This is a genomic window from Exiguobacterium aurantiacum DSM 6208 (assembly GCF_000702585.1).
GTDB classification, from domain to species: domain Bacteria; phylum Bacillota; class Bacilli; order Exiguobacteriales; family Exiguobacteriaceae; genus Exiguobacterium; species Exiguobacterium aurantiacum.
Genome location: NZ_JNIQ01000001.1, coordinates 2,816,692 through 2,831,000, shown reverse-complemented (window position 1 = coordinate 2,831,000; position 14,309 = coordinate 2,816,692). Strand labels below are relative to the sequence as shown.

Here is a 14,309-nt window from a genome sequence, read left to right as displayed (position 1 = left end):
CCACCCAAGGGCGGCCTCTCGCGACGCTCATCCGACGGCGCCGGAGACTCCTGAGGGATCAGCGAGCGGAGGGAGACCCAGCAGCGACAACGTCGCGATGCGGCTCCCTGCTCGCCCCTAGGAAAGCGGAGGCGCCAAGAGGAGGAGCGAAAACATTCTGTTAGTCAACAATCTGAACCACCCGAACGGGTGGTTCATTTTCTGTGAAGCGCTAATCGTTTTGTGATCGGTTGAATGGTGATATTCGTATCGACCATGCGATTGTCACGTTTCGGTTCGTCGGCCTGCTCGATGCGCCAAGGACGATCATGATGTTCGGCGAGGGCGGAGGCGATGTCGTAAAGCGAATGGCTCGTATTCCCGTTCAATTGATACAGACCGGCACCTCGTTTCGTCAAGATGTTGAACAGTGCCTCGGCCGTGTCTTCTAAGAAAGAACACGAAGGATACCAATGTGTGCTCGCGATGATGACGCCTTTTTGTTCCATCTCGGTCTCGAGATAGTCCATCATATTGTTTGAACCGGCGTTGTCACCGATTTGCCATCCGAGACGGACGATCTGGGCGCCAGGGTTGGCACGGGCGATGGCTTGCTCGCACGCCCGTTTGTAAGATCCGTACTCGTCTTTAGCGTCAGGTGGCGTGTCCGGTGTGATCGGACCCGTCACATCATCCGAGAAGACAGAGACGGTACTTGTGAAGAGGAACGGGATTCTATACTCGCCACATAGTCTTGCCAGCGTTTCGGCCCACTCGACGGAGCCCATCCCGATATGGAGAAAGTAATCGGGCCGGGTCGATTCGATGAAATCACGCATCTCGCTTTCGTTCGATGTAGATACTTTGTTTCGGTCCCACGCGACGGGTTCGATCCCGTGGCGCTGTAACGTTGCCGCCACGACGGGGGCGACAGTACCGTTCATGCCTGTCAAAATAGCTTTCATAGATCTTCCTCCCTTCTGTTTGTATCATCCCACAGTTCGTTCGTTGACAAACCCACTCTTTTTGCCAATATGATAAAGTGGTAGATGGAGGAGATATTGATGAATATTCGACAAGCTAAACCAACAGAGGCAACAAACGTGGCCCCACTCGTCTATGCGGCCATCCATGACATCGCCTACACGCTTACCGGGACGACGGAGAAAGAGCAAGTACTCGAGCGGCTCGCCATGTGGATAAGCCGTCCAGCAAATCGTTTGAGTTATGAAAACATTTGGGTCGCAGACGTCGACCATACGATCGCAGGCATTATTATCGCGTATCCGGGAGAAGCGGCGGCTGCCCTGGATGAACCGATTCAACGTTGGTTGCTGCAAGCTGGCCAAATCGGACAACTCGATGTCGAGACAGAAGGGAACGTCTTATATATCGACTCGGTCGCGGTCGACACCCGTTTTGGCGGTCGCGGGATCGGGACGAACTTGATTCGACACGTCATCGGTCATGCCCGTGCATCCGGTATCCCGGTCGTCACATTGAACGTCGACCAGTCTAATCCGGCCGCGGCCCGACTGTACGAACGGCTCGGTTTTCAAAAAGAGAAAGAAATTGATATTTCAGGTGCTCGATTCGACTATATGGCGCTCGAAGTGTGAGAACGGACGAAAGTCCGTTTTCTCGGTCTTGAAACCGATGCATGAATTGGTGTTCTCGGCTATACTGAATGCTTGAACTGAACTAGCGAACAAAGGAGCTTACGCATTTATGGAATGGAAAAATATACTACGCGGCATGGCGATGGGGACGAGTGATTTGATCCCTGGCGTCAGCGGCGGCACGATTGCAGTCATTTTAGGGATTTATGACCGGTTGATTGAAGCGATTAGCGGTGTGTTTAGCCGGCACTGGAAAAAACATATCGGGTTCTTGATTCCGCTCGCCATCGGAATGGGCGGGGCGATTTTAGGGCTCAGCCGCGTCATCGAGTTTTTATTGCTGAACTACCATGCCCCGACGCAGTTTTTCTTTATCGGCTTGATTTTAGGGATCATCCCGCTCTTGTTGTTTGAATTCAAGTCGCGGGCAACGATGCGACCGATCCACATTGCCGCAATGATTGTGGGCACGATTCTCGTCGCGAGCATGGCCATCATCAAACCGGCGGACACGGCAGTCATCACCGATGTGACGGCGGGGACGGCGGTCCTCTTGTTCTTCTCGGGCTGGCTTGGCAGTATGGCGATGCTCTTTCCGGGTATTAGTGGGTCGTTCGTCTTGCTGTTGATCGGCGTCTATCCGACGGTCATTAGTGCGTTGTCGAATTTGAACGTGCTCGTCATCGGGATCGTAGGTCTCGGTGTCGCCGTAGGGTTTATCGTCAGCAGTAAAGTCATTCGCCATCTGCTCGCGAACTATCCGGGTATGACGTTTTCTGTCATCCTTGGCCTCGTCATCGGATCGCTCGCCGTCGTCTTCCCAGGTCTTCCGGAGACGACCGTCATGTGGGGATTGAGTATGGTCTCGTTCCTGGCTGGCTTCATGATCGTCCGATTGCTTGGGAAATTCTCAGTGTGAACAAAAGACGCGGCTCTCGCTATGGCGAGGCCGCGTCTTTTTCAGTAGATGAACGGAAGCAAACGTTTCCGGGACTTCGACCATACGGCGTAAGCTTCGCCGAAATGTGCGGTCAACATCTTCTCTTCGATGTGGATGCGCCATAACAGTGCTGCCCCCATCGCAATCGTTCCGACTACCGCGAACAGTACGTAACTGTAGTAAAGTGAGAACCCGAACGTGATAAACAATAGCCCTGTGTAGAGCGGGTGCCGTAAAAACCGGTATGGACCTGTGCTGACAATCTCATCGGTAGGTCGGACGACGACATGACGTGTGAACTGATGCCGTAAATGAGCGATTCCCCAATACCGGAGGGCGACACCGGCTATGTAACATGCAAGACCGATCAAACGTAAAGAGACGCTTTGACGCAAGTCCGTCAATACAGAGTAACCGAGCGAACCTGCGAACACGATCACCATGACGAACGAGACGACATAAAAACTCATATGTTCGCTCCGCCCGTCTTTCGTATCGTCACGATTGCGATAACGCCATAGCTCATAAAGCCAAGCCATCGAGGTGACGACGAACAATCCATCGAGCCAATCCATAGCAACTCCTCCTTCACTCTCTTCTCACTCATACCCGTGCCTGTTTGTCCAAAAACCGTAAGGGCGGGTTCGGTATGCTCTCTTCGACTTGTTCGCTGTCGAATCAAAAAGACCCTGCCTGATAACGGAACAGGCAGGGCATCAAGCATGAATCAAATCTGGGCGTGGTGCCGCTGTCTCGACAAATGCTTCTTCTTTGATTAAATGATACGTCAGGCACATCGGTTTCTCGGTGCGTGGGTCACGACCGATAATGGCATCGATGTGGAACACTTGGCGCAAGACGAGCGGACAGATGACTTCTTCGGCAGATCCCGTCGCGAGCACTTCGCCATCTTTCATCGCCACGATGTGATCAGCGAAACGAGCGGCTTGATTCAAATCGTGAAGGACCATGACGATCGTACGGCCTTGCTCGCGATTCAGTGTCTCGAGCAGTTCGAGCACCTCGAGTTGATGGGCCAAGTCGAGGTAAGTCGTCGGTTCGTCCAGGAAAATCAAATCGGTCTCTTGCGCGAGTGCCATCGCGATCCATACCCGTTGGCGTTGACCGCCGGATAAGGCATCGACGCTCCGGTCTTTATAGTCGAGCGTCCCGGTGACGTCGAGCGCCCAATCGATGACCTCATGATCGCGCTTCGTCAATCGGCCGAATCCGGACTGGTAAGGAAAGCGGCCATAGGCGACGAGCTCGCCGACGGTCAAGCCGCTTGCGCCTTCAGGCGTCTGCGGTAAAATCGCCATCTTTTTAGCGATGTCTTTCGTTTTACATTTGGCGATATCGGCACCGTCTAAATGGACCGATCCCTTTGAAGGCGAGAGGATTCGCGTCATCGCTTTCAACAGCGTCGACTTGCCGCAACCGTTCGGTCCGATAATGGTCGTGATTTGACGGTCCGGAATCGTTAAACTGAGCTGTTTGACGATCGTTTTGTCCCCATAACCGACCTCGATGTCTGTTGTATGTATGCGTGACATAGTGATTCTCCTCTCGTATCGCCAAATGTGATAATGATTCTCAATATCGTACTCACTATAGCAAGCGCTTCACTTTCTGTCAATCTTCAGTTTGAGAGAAAACGGATTGTGCTTCCGCGTGATACACGGTATAGTGAGTGAGAATGATAATCAATGACGAGTGGACACGTGGAAGGATGGTTGAGTGGGATGAAGGGACAAGACATATTCGATGTGACGATTATCGGTGGAGGACCGGCCGGGCTATATGCCGCATTTTATAGCGGTCTGCGCGGTATGAAAACAAAATTGATTGAGTTTCAACCGCACCTCGGGGGAAAAATTCATGTCTATCCCGAAAAGATGATTTGGGATGTCGGGGGTGTGACGCCGACGACTGGGGCAAAACTGATTGAACAGCTGGTCGAGCAAGGGCTCACGTTCGAGCCGACCGTCGTCTTAGGGGAAAAAGTGGAGTCGATGACGAAAGATCATGACGGCCATTTCATTTTAGACGGCACGCATGGCCGTCACATCTCCAAGACGGTCATCGTCGCGACGGGAAGCGGGATCCTACAACCACAAAAGATTGAAATCAGCGGAGCCGAACGCTTCGAAGTGTCAAACCTTCATTACACGGTAAAGTCGCTTATGCGTTTCAAAGGCAAGACGGTGCTCATCTCCGGGGGCGGAAACAGCGCGATTGACTGGGCGAATGAGTTAGAGCCGATTGCTGAACGCGTCATTTTGACGCATCGGAAAGAGGCGTTGAAGGGACATGAGTCTCAAGTAGAGAAGTTGCGCTGCGGGCGCGTCGATTGTCGCTTGTCAACCCGCATTCACGACTTAATCTCACGGGATGGACAGATGATCGATGCGGTGGAGCTAGTAGATTGCGTCACAGGTGAGACCGAACACGTGGAAGTGGACGAAGTCGTCATTAACCACGGCTATGAACAAGACGCGACACTGTTAGGTGATTGCGAACTCCAGGTCGACATGAAGGACGGCTATTACGTGTCAGGCAATGCGCGAAGTGAGTCGTCTGTGCCGGGCTTGTATGCGGCAGGGGATATTTTGACGCATGAAGGAAAGGTTCATTTGATTGCCGGGGCGTTCCAAGACGCGGCGAACGCCGTGAACAGCGCGAAAACGTTCATCGATCCTGATGCGACCAAGACGGCGATGGTATCTTCACACAACGAACGGTTAAAATCGAAAAACCGGGCCATCATCGAACAGACGATAATCAAGCAGTGAGGGGTCCATCACTGCTTGATTTTTGGGTAGTCACACAGTTCGACGATGACACCGCCCGAATGGCGCGGGTCCATATAGATCAGACGCCGTCCTTTCGCTGTCGTTCGAAGCGTTTCTTCTAAAAATGTGATGCCATCCCGCTTGAGCGTGTCCATTGATTGCTCTAAATCGTCGACCCGGTAAGCGATATGGTGGACACCTTTGCCCCTTGCCTTCATAAAGCGGGCGATGGGACTCGCCGGACTAGTCGGTAACAGCAGTTCAATCACGTCGTCCCCGACGTGGATGACGGCAATCTCCGTTTCGACGCCGACCGCCGTATTCGTATAACGGTCAACGAGCTTTCCTTGTAGGACTGTCGTGTAAAATGAAATCGCCTCGTCTAAATCCCGGACAGCGATTCCAGTATGATCAATGTGCATATTCATCCCTCCTCTCGCTCTAGTTTGCCTAAACTTGAACAAAATGTCACTTCACAACGATTTACCGTTATCCGATATACTAAGAGAGGGAGGGACGGCGGAATGAACGGAAAGATCACTCTTGGATTGATCAGCGCATTCGCGCTGGTGTCATTTGTGTTTGGACTCTCACTTGCGACGTTTGTCGATTACCGAATCAATGAAGAACAAGTCGTGCTCGAACGACTGACGACTCATAAAAAAATTGGTCCAACAGAAATCTTGTCGACCGAGGTAGACTTCCATTTAAATGGATCGAACTATGCCCTTCGCTTCGCGGATGAGCCGCACATCACATATTGGTTCAAGGTGGACGATCGGGAGATTCAATTCGACCGAATCGCCTCACTCGATCCGCGTGACATTGGGCTACGGACCGCCTTGTTCGAAGAGATGCCTCCGCTGGCCATGGAATCGACAACTGCCGCTGAATGAAAAAAAGCACCCATCGGACGTATCTTTTCAACCGAAAAGAACGAAGCGATGGGCGCTTTTTTTTATCTAGCGTAAGAGACGGCGGGGGTAATTTCAGTCGTCATCGTATAGAAGGCAGGTTGTTTCGAAAGCGGCTCTTGTTTGATGATGGCGAACTGTAATTCTGGTTGAAGAGAAGTGGCGGTTAACCGAAGCTGTCGCGATGGTTTTAGATTTTTATGGAACGTGCGCTGTAAAAATGAAATCGCATCTTGCATGATGTCATCTCCACCAAATACATGAACTTCATGAACGTTGACATCATTCTCTCCAATTCGGGCACGCAGAATCCCGACAGGTTTTCCATCATGATGGAGCGTGTAACAGACGTGACCGCGTTCGATGTAACTTTGTAAACGTTCCTTCGACATCGGTAAAATGTCTGATAAGACGTGGGCGTAAAGATTACGGTGATGCAACCACGTAGAATGGCTGTTTGCTTCCACTAACGTTAAGGACCAGTTGTTGTACGCCTCTTTTTCATAAGGAATAAGTGGCAACACATAGTGTAACGACTCATGGTAAGCTGTAAATCCGAGTGATTGGAATAATTGTAGTTTGTCTTGGTCTTGATTTTGTTTGACTTGCAACAAGACAGACGTTTCATGAATCGTCTCTCGGCTCAGCTGATCGAAAAGTCGATCGACCAAACCTTGGAAAATGTGGCGATCTCGGTACGCCTCATGACGGAGGAGGATTGATCGTCTTCCTTCATAATCCACACGTTCGGCCGCGATGGCTGCTACGGGTTGGTCTCCTTCAAACGCTGTGTAAATCTGATGAGAGGCCGGGATACTAAGGATGATCGGGTCATCCTTGAGGTCGTATAATTTTCTGACCGCCAAACGGTGTTTCATTGTCAATTGCCGTGCCTCTAGAAAAGTAATAGTGCGTTTCAAAGGGATTCCTTCTTTCTTTTTTTATGTATGGTACCCTTAAATTGTAAGCGCTACCATATAATAAAGATAACATCTAATTGATGAACATTTATTGGTATCCAAAAGTTTATTTTTGGTGTTTCGACACCGTTTGAAGCTGTTTTTCGTAGGGCTAAAGTCCTGTTAGGTCGTTGAATTACCCAAAAAAGCCTAAAAAAGAATAAAATAATGATTTAGTGGCCGTGCTTGTGATATTTATCCACATCGACAAGACCACGTCATTCCCCGCAAAAATTTTAGGATTTAGACATGCTATACTAGTACCAATGAATACAAATAAGAGGTGTGTCATGAAATACGTATTAGCCATTATGTTGGCCGTTATGCTGTCGAGCGTTCCGATGGTCATTTATGCAGAAACGGACCCGGTCGTCGTGCATGAAAATGTGCTTGTTGAAGAGAAGGTTGAATTGTATGATGGTTTTCGATCGCCAAACGAGATGGTGTTCATCTTTATTTTGATCGTCCTTTTGTCGGTCATCGGTTTAGGTATTATTAATGCAATCGAATAACGTGAAAACGTTCACAAAAATGCAATATGTGGGACAGAAGCGGTTACAATTTTCTTTTATACTAAAGGAGTAGGAACGAAGTTCTGCACCAACTTCAGTCCTCTTTTCAGATGAACACCCCTCGTTCATATCATGTTTTGGAGTCTGGCGATTAAAATCGCGGACTCCCTTTTTTTATGCCAAAAAAAATCCCCCGGTAGGAAAAACAGATTTAAGAAATCATCTGTCTACCTATTGGGGAGCAAGTCAAAACGGGATTCGTTTTTCCTTGGCGAGGCGGCGCAGGCGCTTTGTCTCGTCAAGATGACCACGGCTTTCGAGTAAGTCGATATAAACTTGGAACGGTTCAGAGCGATGGGAGAAGAAAGGGATATATTCTGCGAACAGTTTCTGCTCAGCTTCGGACAAACGGCCCCGTTCGACGAGTAGTTCAAGCTCAAGCATCTTCAATGCTTGATAGTCTTCAAGAGCTTGATCGTCGACGTATGCTTTCGCCAACGTCCGCTCACAGAGCGATGCGACACGGCGGTGGAACAGGGACCATTCAGACGGGGTGAACGGCTGGGCAAGCAAAGTCGAGAGTAAATCGATTCGGGTCGAGTCGACATCTTTTGGGATATGAAGTGCCGTGTAAAGGGAACGATCGATCCAAACATCAGATGTCGGTGCGTCGAGACGATAGTAGTGGATCAGTTGCGTGAGCATGACTTTCTGGGAAAGTTTCAATAAACGAAACGGGTCGCTCGTAGTAAAGAGCGGTTCTTCGCCCGCTGAAGAAGAAAGTAAAAAAAACATTTCTTCGTACATCGTGCGTGCTTCGGCATCGTTCTCGGCATAGTATGTCAAGTCGCGAATAATTTTCTTGGCATGGATATACCAATTTTTTTGATCTCGTTCACTCATGACTTGATTTGGCAGCAGATACAGTTGGTCGTATGCAAGTTCGACGAAACGTTCCGCGAGGACGATCGTCTGTGAGAGCGAATGCCGCTCGTCTGACGACTTTTGCTCTTTATAACGCGTGAACTGACCGAGCATAAAATCAATTTCTTTTTCCTCGATCACGTTTTTCGGGATATGTCGATACATCTCCGCGATGATATCTCGTAACGTGGCCTCGCCATATTGCTCTAACAACATGCGTAACTTCCCAATGCGCATTTGCTCTCCCTCCTTTCGAGAGGACGTTCAACGGCCTGCCTTCACGGCGATAGGCAGACACCAATTATTATTCCTTTCCCGGTTTTCATTTGAAACAATCATGACGACTCATGCTTAAGGCGGATTTTTGCATGATTCATTGTCAGAATGCGATTGGTCCGTAATAATAGAAGAAAATCTAAAGATTGAGGTAATCCATATGAATGAAGAACAACGGTTGTCGCGTGTTGAACGGCGTAAACGTGAACTCGAGCATGAATCAACCGAAGACAATATACATGATGAACAAATAGAGGAAGGTCGCACCGGTGAAGTGACATCGCCTACGTCTCGAGATGAAGACGTTTCGTCCGATCATCCGTTTTTAAACCAATCGAATTCGGAACAGCGGTCAAAGTCGACAGATCGGCAGAAGCAAACCGATAGACACAAACAGTCCGTTCGTGCCCCGAAGCCGAAGTGGACGCTGCCTCTCGGCAAGAAGCGGCGGCGTAAGCGCGAGGACGGTCACTCTGAACCACGCGCTAAAGAATCAAAAAACCGGGAATCGAGGCGGGAAGCAGCACCACCGCGCGAAAAACCAGTGAAAGAAAAACGGAAGCGGCGTGGTTGGAAAGGGAAGTTCCTCTTACTTCTCTTACTATTCTTTATTGTCGTCGGTTATTTGGCATCGAATCCGTTTACGTTCTTGGTCATGGGTAGTGACGCCAGGGTCGGTGAATCGGTGTCCGGTTCTCGAACGGACTCGTTGCAATTGATCGAGTTTGTTCCCCGCTCACGGACGGTCCAAAACGTATCGATTCCTCGGGACACGTATACGGCCATCCCATGTGAGCCGGATCGCGAAGGGGATAAGATTACCCATGCGTTCGCGTATGGAGGCGCGTCTTGTACAGTCGGGGCAGTCGAAGGTTTGACCGAGGCATCGGTCGACGGCCAGGTCGTGATCACGTTCGAGACGTTCATGGAATTGATTGACACGGTCGGCGGCGTCAACGTGACGGCGACACATTCTTTCAGCGAGAAAGGGTTCAATCAAACGTATGAATACACCGAAGGCGTTTCGTACTCGATGGACGGTGATATGGCCCTCGCCTACGCAAGACACCGAAAGTCTGATACGGATGGGGCCCGTTCGAGCCGCCAGACGGAAGTCATGACAGCGGTCGCGGATAAATTGGCGAGTCCTTCGGGCTGGACGAAAATCCCGGCTACGTATCGTTTCATGAAAAATGAAATGGGGCTTGAGATGAACCCGCTTCAGATGGCGTCAGTCGGCTTGACGATGTTGCTAAAGCCGGACGTCAATAAAATGCAAGTCGAAGGCCAAGATGCATATATCAACAACGTCTACTACTATCAACCGACTGAAACGAGTGTTCAAGCGATTCGTGACGCCCTTGATTTGACGATGTGGGGAACGGTGAGATAATTTCCGGAAACGGGTTTGATTCCGTTCGGAAAGAGGAATTTTAATCAAATGAACTACTCTTTTGAGGAGGGAAATTTGAATGAAAGTCTTAGTCATTGGAGCAACCGGAAAGATTGGCAAACGCGTCTTGAAAAGTTTGGCGAAAACTCACCAAGTGACCGCTTTAATTCGTTATCCTGAATTGCAGGCAGAGTATGAGAAGATGGGTGCACGTGTGTTGACGGTTGACGTCGAGAAAGAGTTGGAGAAAAAAATCCATGAAGCGACGGCCGGACAAGATGCGGTCATCGTTGCCGCGACGGCCGGTGCTGAAGGGGCGAGCAAGGAAATCGAGCTACTTGACCGAAATGTCGCGATGAAGGCGATTGACGCCGCGAAAAAAGAACGCGTGCGCCACGTCGTCCTACTGAGTGCCTACGGGGCTGATCAACCGAACGCCGCTCCGAAAGAATTGTTCAACTTTTTGTCAGCAAACAACGCAGCCGATGAGTACATCGAACATAGCGGTTTAAACTATACAATCATTTGCCCAGTGACCATTGTCGAAGGGGCGGGGAAAGGTTCGATTGAAGCGTCAGAAGATTTAAGCGATGCGAGAGACGCGACAATCTCGGAGACGGACGTCGCAACGGTCATCGCTGCCGCACTAGACAATCGCGGTTTGTATGGCCGGCGGATTGAGATTATGTCCGGCAGCACACCAATCAATGAAGCGCTCGACTTTGATAGCCGTGGCGAAGCCGCGACAGCCGGTCGGACGACACTCCGGCGACCACAACGATAAAGGGAGGAATTAGCCTTGATGGAACGAAAGTTGTATAAAGATCCGTCTGATCAAATGATTGCCGGCGTCTGTTCCGGTCTCGGGAAGTATCTCGGGGTCGATGTGACGCTCATGCGCATTATTTTCGTTGCCCTCGCTTTGTTCGGGGGACCGGGTATCCTCATTTATATCGTCTTGGCCATCGTCATGAAAAAACCGCCTTCAGAATATGAGGCGGAACAAGAAAGTCGCTTTTAATGTGAAAGGACTGACCGCAAGAAGGTCAGCCTTTTTTTACGTTTCGAGATAGAGCGTATACGTTGCTTCGAACGTCTCATTCGGTGAAAGCAACTGCATATCTTCTTTCTGGCGAATATCTTTACGATGGCCGGTGTAATCGGCATGACCGAACCACGGTTCAAGACAGACGAACGGCGCGTCTGATTTCGGTGGTGACCAAATCCCGAAGTGCGTGAACGACGGACACTCCATGACGATGGCGCGACCTGTCGGCTCATGTCGCAGTGCGGCATACTCGACATTCTCGAAGATGAGCGCATCTTGATCAAAGAGCGAGTGGGTGAGGGGGATATAGCGACGTTCTCCAAGCGGATGATACGCTCCCGTCAAATACGGCCCTTCGAGCAGGAGCCGGTCGAGCGGGCGTGTGTCGCCAAAATCAATCGTGTAGTCCTCAAACGAACCGCCCGCGAACGGGATGTTGAAGGCGGGATGCCCCCCGATGCTGAATGGAAGGAGCACGTCACTTTCATTACGGACTTCATAGGTCACGCTCAATTCTTCTCCGATCAATCGGTAATCCACATACAGTTCAAATTGGAACGGATAATGGGTGCGTGTCTCGGTCGTGGCCTGAAGTTTGAACCGGGCATGTGTGTCGGAGGAGTCGATAACCTCGAACAGCTCATCGCGTGCGAATCCGTGCTGACTCATCGTATACGTCGTCCCGTCATAAAGATAACGGTCGTCTAAAAGTCGGCCGACGAAAGGAAACAAAATCGGTGCTTGGCGCCCCCAATACGTCGGGTCTCCTTGCCAGAGCAACTCGGTCCCGCCGACTTTCCAACTTGTCAGTTCCGCTCCTTGTGCTTTTAATGTCACGTTCACGTTTTCATTATGAAGATGTATCATATATTACTCTCCTTTGAACGAATATGATAAGTTAAGTTTAGAAATGTATCGTACAAACGACAAGGGGTAAATGATGAGAGTTCATAAACTATTCGTTGGATTGATCATACTGGCGCTCGTCGCTGGATTAGCTTACAAAGGCTATGATGAATATAGGATAAGCCAAGGAGCAGAACCGGTCAGCATCGCTGGAGATGCTTCCGTGCTCGGTGGTCTCGAAGTTGGCCAACAAGCACCGGCGTTCGAATTGGAGACGATCGAAGGCGAGACCGTCGCCTTGTCCGATTATGCGGGAGAACAAGTCGTGCTGAACTTTTGGGCGACGTGGTGCCCGCCGTGCCGCGAGGAACTGCCTGAATTGATTGAATTCGGTGAGGAGACCGGGATCCCTGTACTCGGCGTGAACGTCACAAAAAATGAACGCCGGGGAAAAGCGGACGTCGAAGCGTTCTTGACTGAAGTGCCGGTCAGCTTCCCTGTACTGTTAGATGAGGCAGGAGTGGTCGAGAAAACCTACCGGGTCGTTGCGTTGCCGACGACGTACGTGATCGGGACGGACGGACGGATTACAGCTAAACAGATCGGGCCGGTGGATTTTGATTGGCTACATGACAAGACGGACTGAACGCACAAAGACAGACTGGAAATGGACCGGTCTGTCTTTGCTTATTTTTTATAATGTTGTTTAATCAGCGCATCGAAATTCGGTGTCATGTCTTCTTCGAGGTAATAGTGATGATTATCTCGAATGATCGTATCGCCAACACGTGCTTCTGATGGCAAGAATCGTCTCGGGATAAAACTTGAGCCGTTGTTCCAACGTAGCACGGCATATTTCCCTTCGACCCGCACCAACGTGCCATACTTGATCATACCTCTTCCTCCTCAACGAACAGCTTTCTGTCTCTTTTATTCTTATAGAGTGTATTCCCACATTCCACAAAACCTACACATATTTAACGAGGGCTATACAGAAAGAAGAGAAGCGTGAGCAGGCTGAAAATGTGAAAAAAGTTTGAAGAAAACGCTTTCTTTTCAGAACGGTTTCTACTATAATAAAAACACGGGGTGATTATGACGAATTTGTGAACAATGGGGGTATGGTCAATGTTTTCAACAGCCATGATAGGATTGCTCGCGCTGACAGGCGTGACGATTTTTGGGATTGACCGTATGTTCACGGTCCGTTCAGAACGCGTCACAAAGAAATAGTTTTACATAGGGGGGATCGCAACGTCTTGGGGAGACGTTGCGATTTTTTTATCAATAATCTTGGCGGCGCGCTTCGCGTTCCCGCATTTTTTGTTCGACATGTTCTCGATTGCGCTCATGAACTCGGTCAAAGAACGCGTGTTCCGGCCATAGCTTGGACCAAACGCGCTCCTCCGGCAAGGCGAGAATATACTCTTCAGCGGCACTTAGCCGTTCAATCATTTTACTGCGATCGTCGCAGACGTCACCGTGACCCGGAACGAGCCAGCGGATTTCATGTTCATAAACGGCAGTCTGCAATTTTTGAAGGGATTCGATATATTCTTCCGCATCATGCTCAATAAAAGGAGGCTCGACATTCGAACCGTAATCGCCGCACAATAGCAGCTTAAGTGGTTCGACGACGAGAGACATATGGGTCGCCTCATGGCCGGGCGTCAAATAGAACGTGATCGGGGTAGAGCCGAGTTCGAGTGTGCCGTCTTCCGCGATGATCAAGTCGACAGCTGGCTTATGAATCGGTCGCTTGATGTAGTTCTGTTCGTAAAATGACTGAATCTCCCGCAATTGGTCATTCGAGTTTGCCTCGACGAACGCTTTTGAGGCGATCACGGTCGCGTCAGGAAACGCATAGGCACCGATGATATGGTCGTAGTGATGATGGGTGTAGATGACATATAACTTCTTGCCGTCCCGGGCTAGCTCGATGTCGCGTCGAATCATCGCTACTTCTTCTGGCAACCAGTTCGGGTCGACCAGAATAAGGCTCTCTTCGGTAAAAATCAATGTCGATGTCGTGCGCATGAGGGCACTTTCATAAACGGTAAATGGTTGTAGGCGAACTTGGATCACGGATCATCCCTCCTCATTGTCT

The 14,309-nt window shown here is 50.0% G+C and carries 18 protein-coding genes; 9 read left to right on the top strand and 9 right to left on the bottom strand.

Annotated features, from left to right (window positions below; all coding sequences use genetic code 11):
- Positions 1-194: 194 nt before the first annotated feature.
- Positions 195-944 (bottom strand): sugar nucleotide-binding protein, encoded by a 750-nt coding sequence (locus P398_RS0114920; RefSeq protein WP_024371700.1) that lies wholly within the window; start codon positions 942-944, stop codon positions 195-197.
- 99 nt (positions 945-1,043) lie between these two features.
- Here P398_RS0114920 and P398_RS0114915 point away from each other — a divergent pair, with 99 nt between their 5' ends.
- Entirely contained in the window at positions 1,044-1,598 is a 555-nt protein-coding gene (locus P398_RS0114915) for a GNAT family N-acetyltransferase (RefSeq protein WP_024371699.1), read from the top strand.
- 109 nt (positions 1,599-1,707) lie between these two features.
- Positions 1,708-2,517 (top strand): DUF368 domain-containing protein, encoded by an 810-nt coding sequence (locus P398_RS0114910; RefSeq protein WP_029335994.1) that lies wholly within the window; start codon positions 1,708-1,710, stop codon positions 2,515-2,517.
- Positions 2,518-2,558: 41 nt separating this feature from the next.
- On the opposite strand, the gene P398_RS0114905 is transcribed toward P398_RS0114910, so the two are convergent.
- Positions 2,559-3,113, bottom strand: coding sequence for a methyltransferase family protein (locus tag P398_RS0114905; protein ID WP_029335993.1), 555 nt, complete (start codon positions 3,111-3,113; stop codon positions 2,559-2,561).
- Positions 3,114-3,254: 141 nt separating this feature from the next.
- Positions 3,255-4,091, bottom strand: a complete 837-nt coding sequence (locus tag P398_RS0114900) for an ABC transporter ATP-binding protein (RefSeq protein ID WP_024371696.1) — start codon at positions 4,089-4,091, stop codon at positions 3,255-3,257.
- A gap of 189 nt (positions 4,092-4,280) precedes the next feature.
- Here P398_RS0114900 and P398_RS0114895 point away from each other — a divergent pair, with 189 nt between their 5' ends.
- Positions 4,281-5,330 carry an NAD(P)/FAD-dependent oxidoreductase gene (locus P398_RS0114895; protein ID WP_029335991.1) on the top strand — a complete coding sequence of 350 codons (1,050 nt, stop codon included), beginning with the start codon at positions 4,281-4,283 and terminating at the stop codon, positions 5,328-5,330.
- Between the two features lie 8 nt (positions 5,331-5,338).
- On the opposite strand, the gene P398_RS0114890 is transcribed toward P398_RS0114895, so the two are convergent.
- On the bottom strand, positions 5,339-5,758 hold the full coding sequence (locus P398_RS0114890) for a VOC family protein (RefSeq protein ID WP_029335990.1): 420 nt from the start codon (positions 5,756-5,758) through the stop codon (positions 5,339-5,341).
- A gap of 96 nt (positions 5,759-5,854) precedes the next feature.
- Between P398_RS0114890 and P398_RS0114885 the strand changes: the two genes are divergently transcribed.
- Positions 5,855-6,226 (top strand): hypothetical protein, encoded by a 372-nt coding sequence (locus P398_RS0114885; RefSeq protein ID WP_024371693.1) that lies wholly within the window; start codon positions 5,855-5,857, stop codon positions 6,224-6,226.
- Positions 6,227-6,288: 62 nt separating this feature from the next.
- Here the strand turns inward: P398_RS0114885 and P398_RS0114880 are convergent, their stop codons facing one another.
- Positions 6,289-7,164 (bottom strand): hypothetical protein, encoded by an 876-nt coding sequence (locus P398_RS0114880; protein ID WP_147287418.1) that lies wholly within the window; start codon positions 7,162-7,164, stop codon positions 6,289-6,291.
- Between the two features lie 329 nt (positions 7,165-7,493).
- On the opposite strand from P398_RS0114880, the gene P398_RS0114875 reads away from it, so the two are divergent.
- Positions 7,494-7,715 carry a hypothetical protein gene (locus tag P398_RS0114875; RefSeq protein ID WP_029335987.1) on the top strand — a complete coding sequence of 74 codons (222 nt, stop codon included), beginning with the start codon at positions 7,494-7,496 and terminating at the stop codon, positions 7,713-7,715.
- Positions 7,716-7,961: 246 nt separating this feature from the next.
- Here P398_RS0114875 and P398_RS0114870 read toward each other — a convergent pair whose 3' ends face one another.
- Positions 7,962-8,876 carry a hypothetical protein gene (locus P398_RS0114870; RefSeq protein ID WP_024371690.1) on the bottom strand — a complete coding sequence of 305 codons (915 nt, stop codon included), beginning with the start codon at positions 8,874-8,876 and terminating at the stop codon, positions 7,962-7,964.
- Positions 8,877-9,075: 199 nt separating this feature from the next.
- Between P398_RS0114870 and P398_RS0114865 the strand changes: the two genes are divergently transcribed.
- The 3 genes from P398_RS0114865 to P398_RS0114855 all read left to right on the top strand — a co-directional run bounded on the left by P398_RS0114865 (position 9,076) and on the right by P398_RS0114855 (position 11,329).
- Positions 9,076-10,308 carry an LCP family protein gene (locus tag P398_RS0114865; protein WP_029335986.1) on the top strand — a complete coding sequence of 411 codons (1,233 nt, stop codon included), beginning with the start codon at positions 9,076-9,078 and terminating at the stop codon, positions 10,306-10,308.
- A gap of 79 nt (positions 10,309-10,387) precedes the next feature.
- Complete coding sequence (locus tag P398_RS0114860; protein WP_024371688.1) at positions 10,388-11,092, top strand: NAD(P)-binding oxidoreductase; 705 nt, start codon at positions 10,388-10,390, stop codon at positions 11,090-11,092.
- 18 nt (positions 11,093-11,110) lie between these two features.
- A complete protein-coding gene (locus P398_RS0114855; protein WP_024371687.1) occupies positions 11,111-11,329 on the top strand; it encodes a PspC domain-containing protein in 219 nt (72 codons plus the stop codon).
- Positions 11,330-11,365: 36 nt separating this feature from the next.
- Here the strand turns inward: P398_RS0114855 and P398_RS0114850 are convergent, their stop codons facing one another.
- On the bottom strand, positions 11,366-12,223 hold the full coding sequence (locus tag P398_RS0114850) for an aldose 1-epimerase family protein (protein WP_029335984.1): 858 nt from the start codon (positions 12,221-12,223) through the stop codon (positions 11,366-11,368).
- Between the two features lie 73 nt (positions 12,224-12,296).
- Between P398_RS0114850 and P398_RS0114845 the strand changes: the two genes are divergently transcribed.
- Positions 12,297-12,848 (top strand): TlpA family protein disulfide reductase, encoded by a 552-nt coding sequence (locus tag P398_RS0114845; RefSeq protein WP_051638929.1) that lies wholly within the window; start codon positions 12,297-12,299, stop codon positions 12,846-12,848.
- 41 nt (positions 12,849-12,889) lie between these two features.
- On the opposite strand, the gene P398_RS0114840 is transcribed toward P398_RS0114845, so the two are convergent.
- Positions 12,890-13,096, bottom strand: coding sequence for a DUF3006 domain-containing protein (locus tag P398_RS0114840; RefSeq protein WP_016508383.1), 207 nt, complete (start codon positions 13,094-13,096; stop codon positions 12,890-12,892).
- A gap of 390 nt (positions 13,097-13,486) precedes the next feature.
- Positions 13,487-14,287, bottom strand: coding sequence for an MBL fold metallo-hydrolase (locus tag P398_RS0114830; RefSeq protein WP_029335981.1), 801 nt, complete (start codon positions 14,285-14,287; stop codon positions 13,487-13,489).
- Between the last annotated feature and the right edge of the window lie 22 nt (positions 14,288-14,309).

Coding starts and splice junctions, on each gene's coding strand:
- P398_RS0114845 (WP_051638929.1), top strand. CDS start 12,297: ATGAGAGTTCATAAACTATTCGTTGGATTGATCATACTGGCGCTCGTC.
- P398_RS0114905 (WP_029335993.1), bottom strand. CDS start 3,113: ATGGATTGGCTCGATGGATTGTTCGTCGTCACCTCGATGGCTTGGCTT.
- P398_RS0114875 (WP_029335987.1), top strand. CDS start 7,494: ATGAAATACGTATTAGCCATTATGTTGGCCGTTATGCTGTCGAGCGTT.
- P398_RS0114890 (WP_029335990.1), bottom strand. CDS start 5,758: ATGAATATGCACATTGATCATACTGGAATCGCTGTCCGGGATTTAGAC.
- P398_RS0114840 (WP_016508383.1), bottom strand. CDS start 13,096: ATGATCAAGTATGGCACGTTGGTGCGGGTCGAAGGGAAATATGCCGTG.
- P398_RS0114895 (WP_029335991.1), top strand. CDS start 4,281: ATGAAGGGACAAGACATATTCGATGTGACGATTATCGGTGGAGGACCG.
- P398_RS0114870 (WP_024371690.1), bottom strand. CDS start 8,876: ATGCGCATTGGGAAGTTACGCATGTTGTTAGAGCAATATGGCGAGGCC.
- P398_RS0114885 (WP_024371693.1), top strand. CDS start 5,855: ATGAACGGAAAGATCACTCTTGGATTGATCAGCGCATTCGCGCTGGTG.
- P398_RS0114920 (WP_024371700.1), bottom strand. CDS start 944: ATGAAAGCTATTTTGACAGGCATGAACGGTACTGTCGCCCCCGTCGTG.
- P398_RS0114850 (WP_029335984.1), bottom strand. CDS start 12,223: ATGATACATCTTCATAATGAAAACGTGAACGTGACATTAAAAGCACAA.
- P398_RS0114915 (WP_024371699.1), top strand. CDS start 1,044: ATGAATATTCGACAAGCTAAACCAACAGAGGCAACAAACGTGGCCCCA.
- P398_RS0114900 (WP_024371696.1), bottom strand. CDS start 4,091: ATGTCACGCATACATACAACAGACATCGAGGTCGGTTATGGGGACAAA.
- P398_RS0114910 (WP_029335994.1), top strand. CDS start 1,708: ATGGAATGGAAAAATATACTACGCGGCATGGCGATGGGGACGAGTGAT.
- P398_RS0114860 (WP_024371688.1), top strand. CDS start 10,388: ATGAAAGTCTTAGTCATTGGAGCAACCGGAAAGATTGGCAAACGCGTC.
- P398_RS0114855 (WP_024371687.1), top strand. CDS start 11,111: ATGGAACGAAAGTTGTATAAAGATCCGTCTGATCAAATGATTGCCGGC.
- P398_RS0114865 (WP_029335986.1), top strand. CDS start 9,076: ATGAATGAAGAACAACGGTTGTCGCGTGTTGAACGGCGTAAACGTGAA.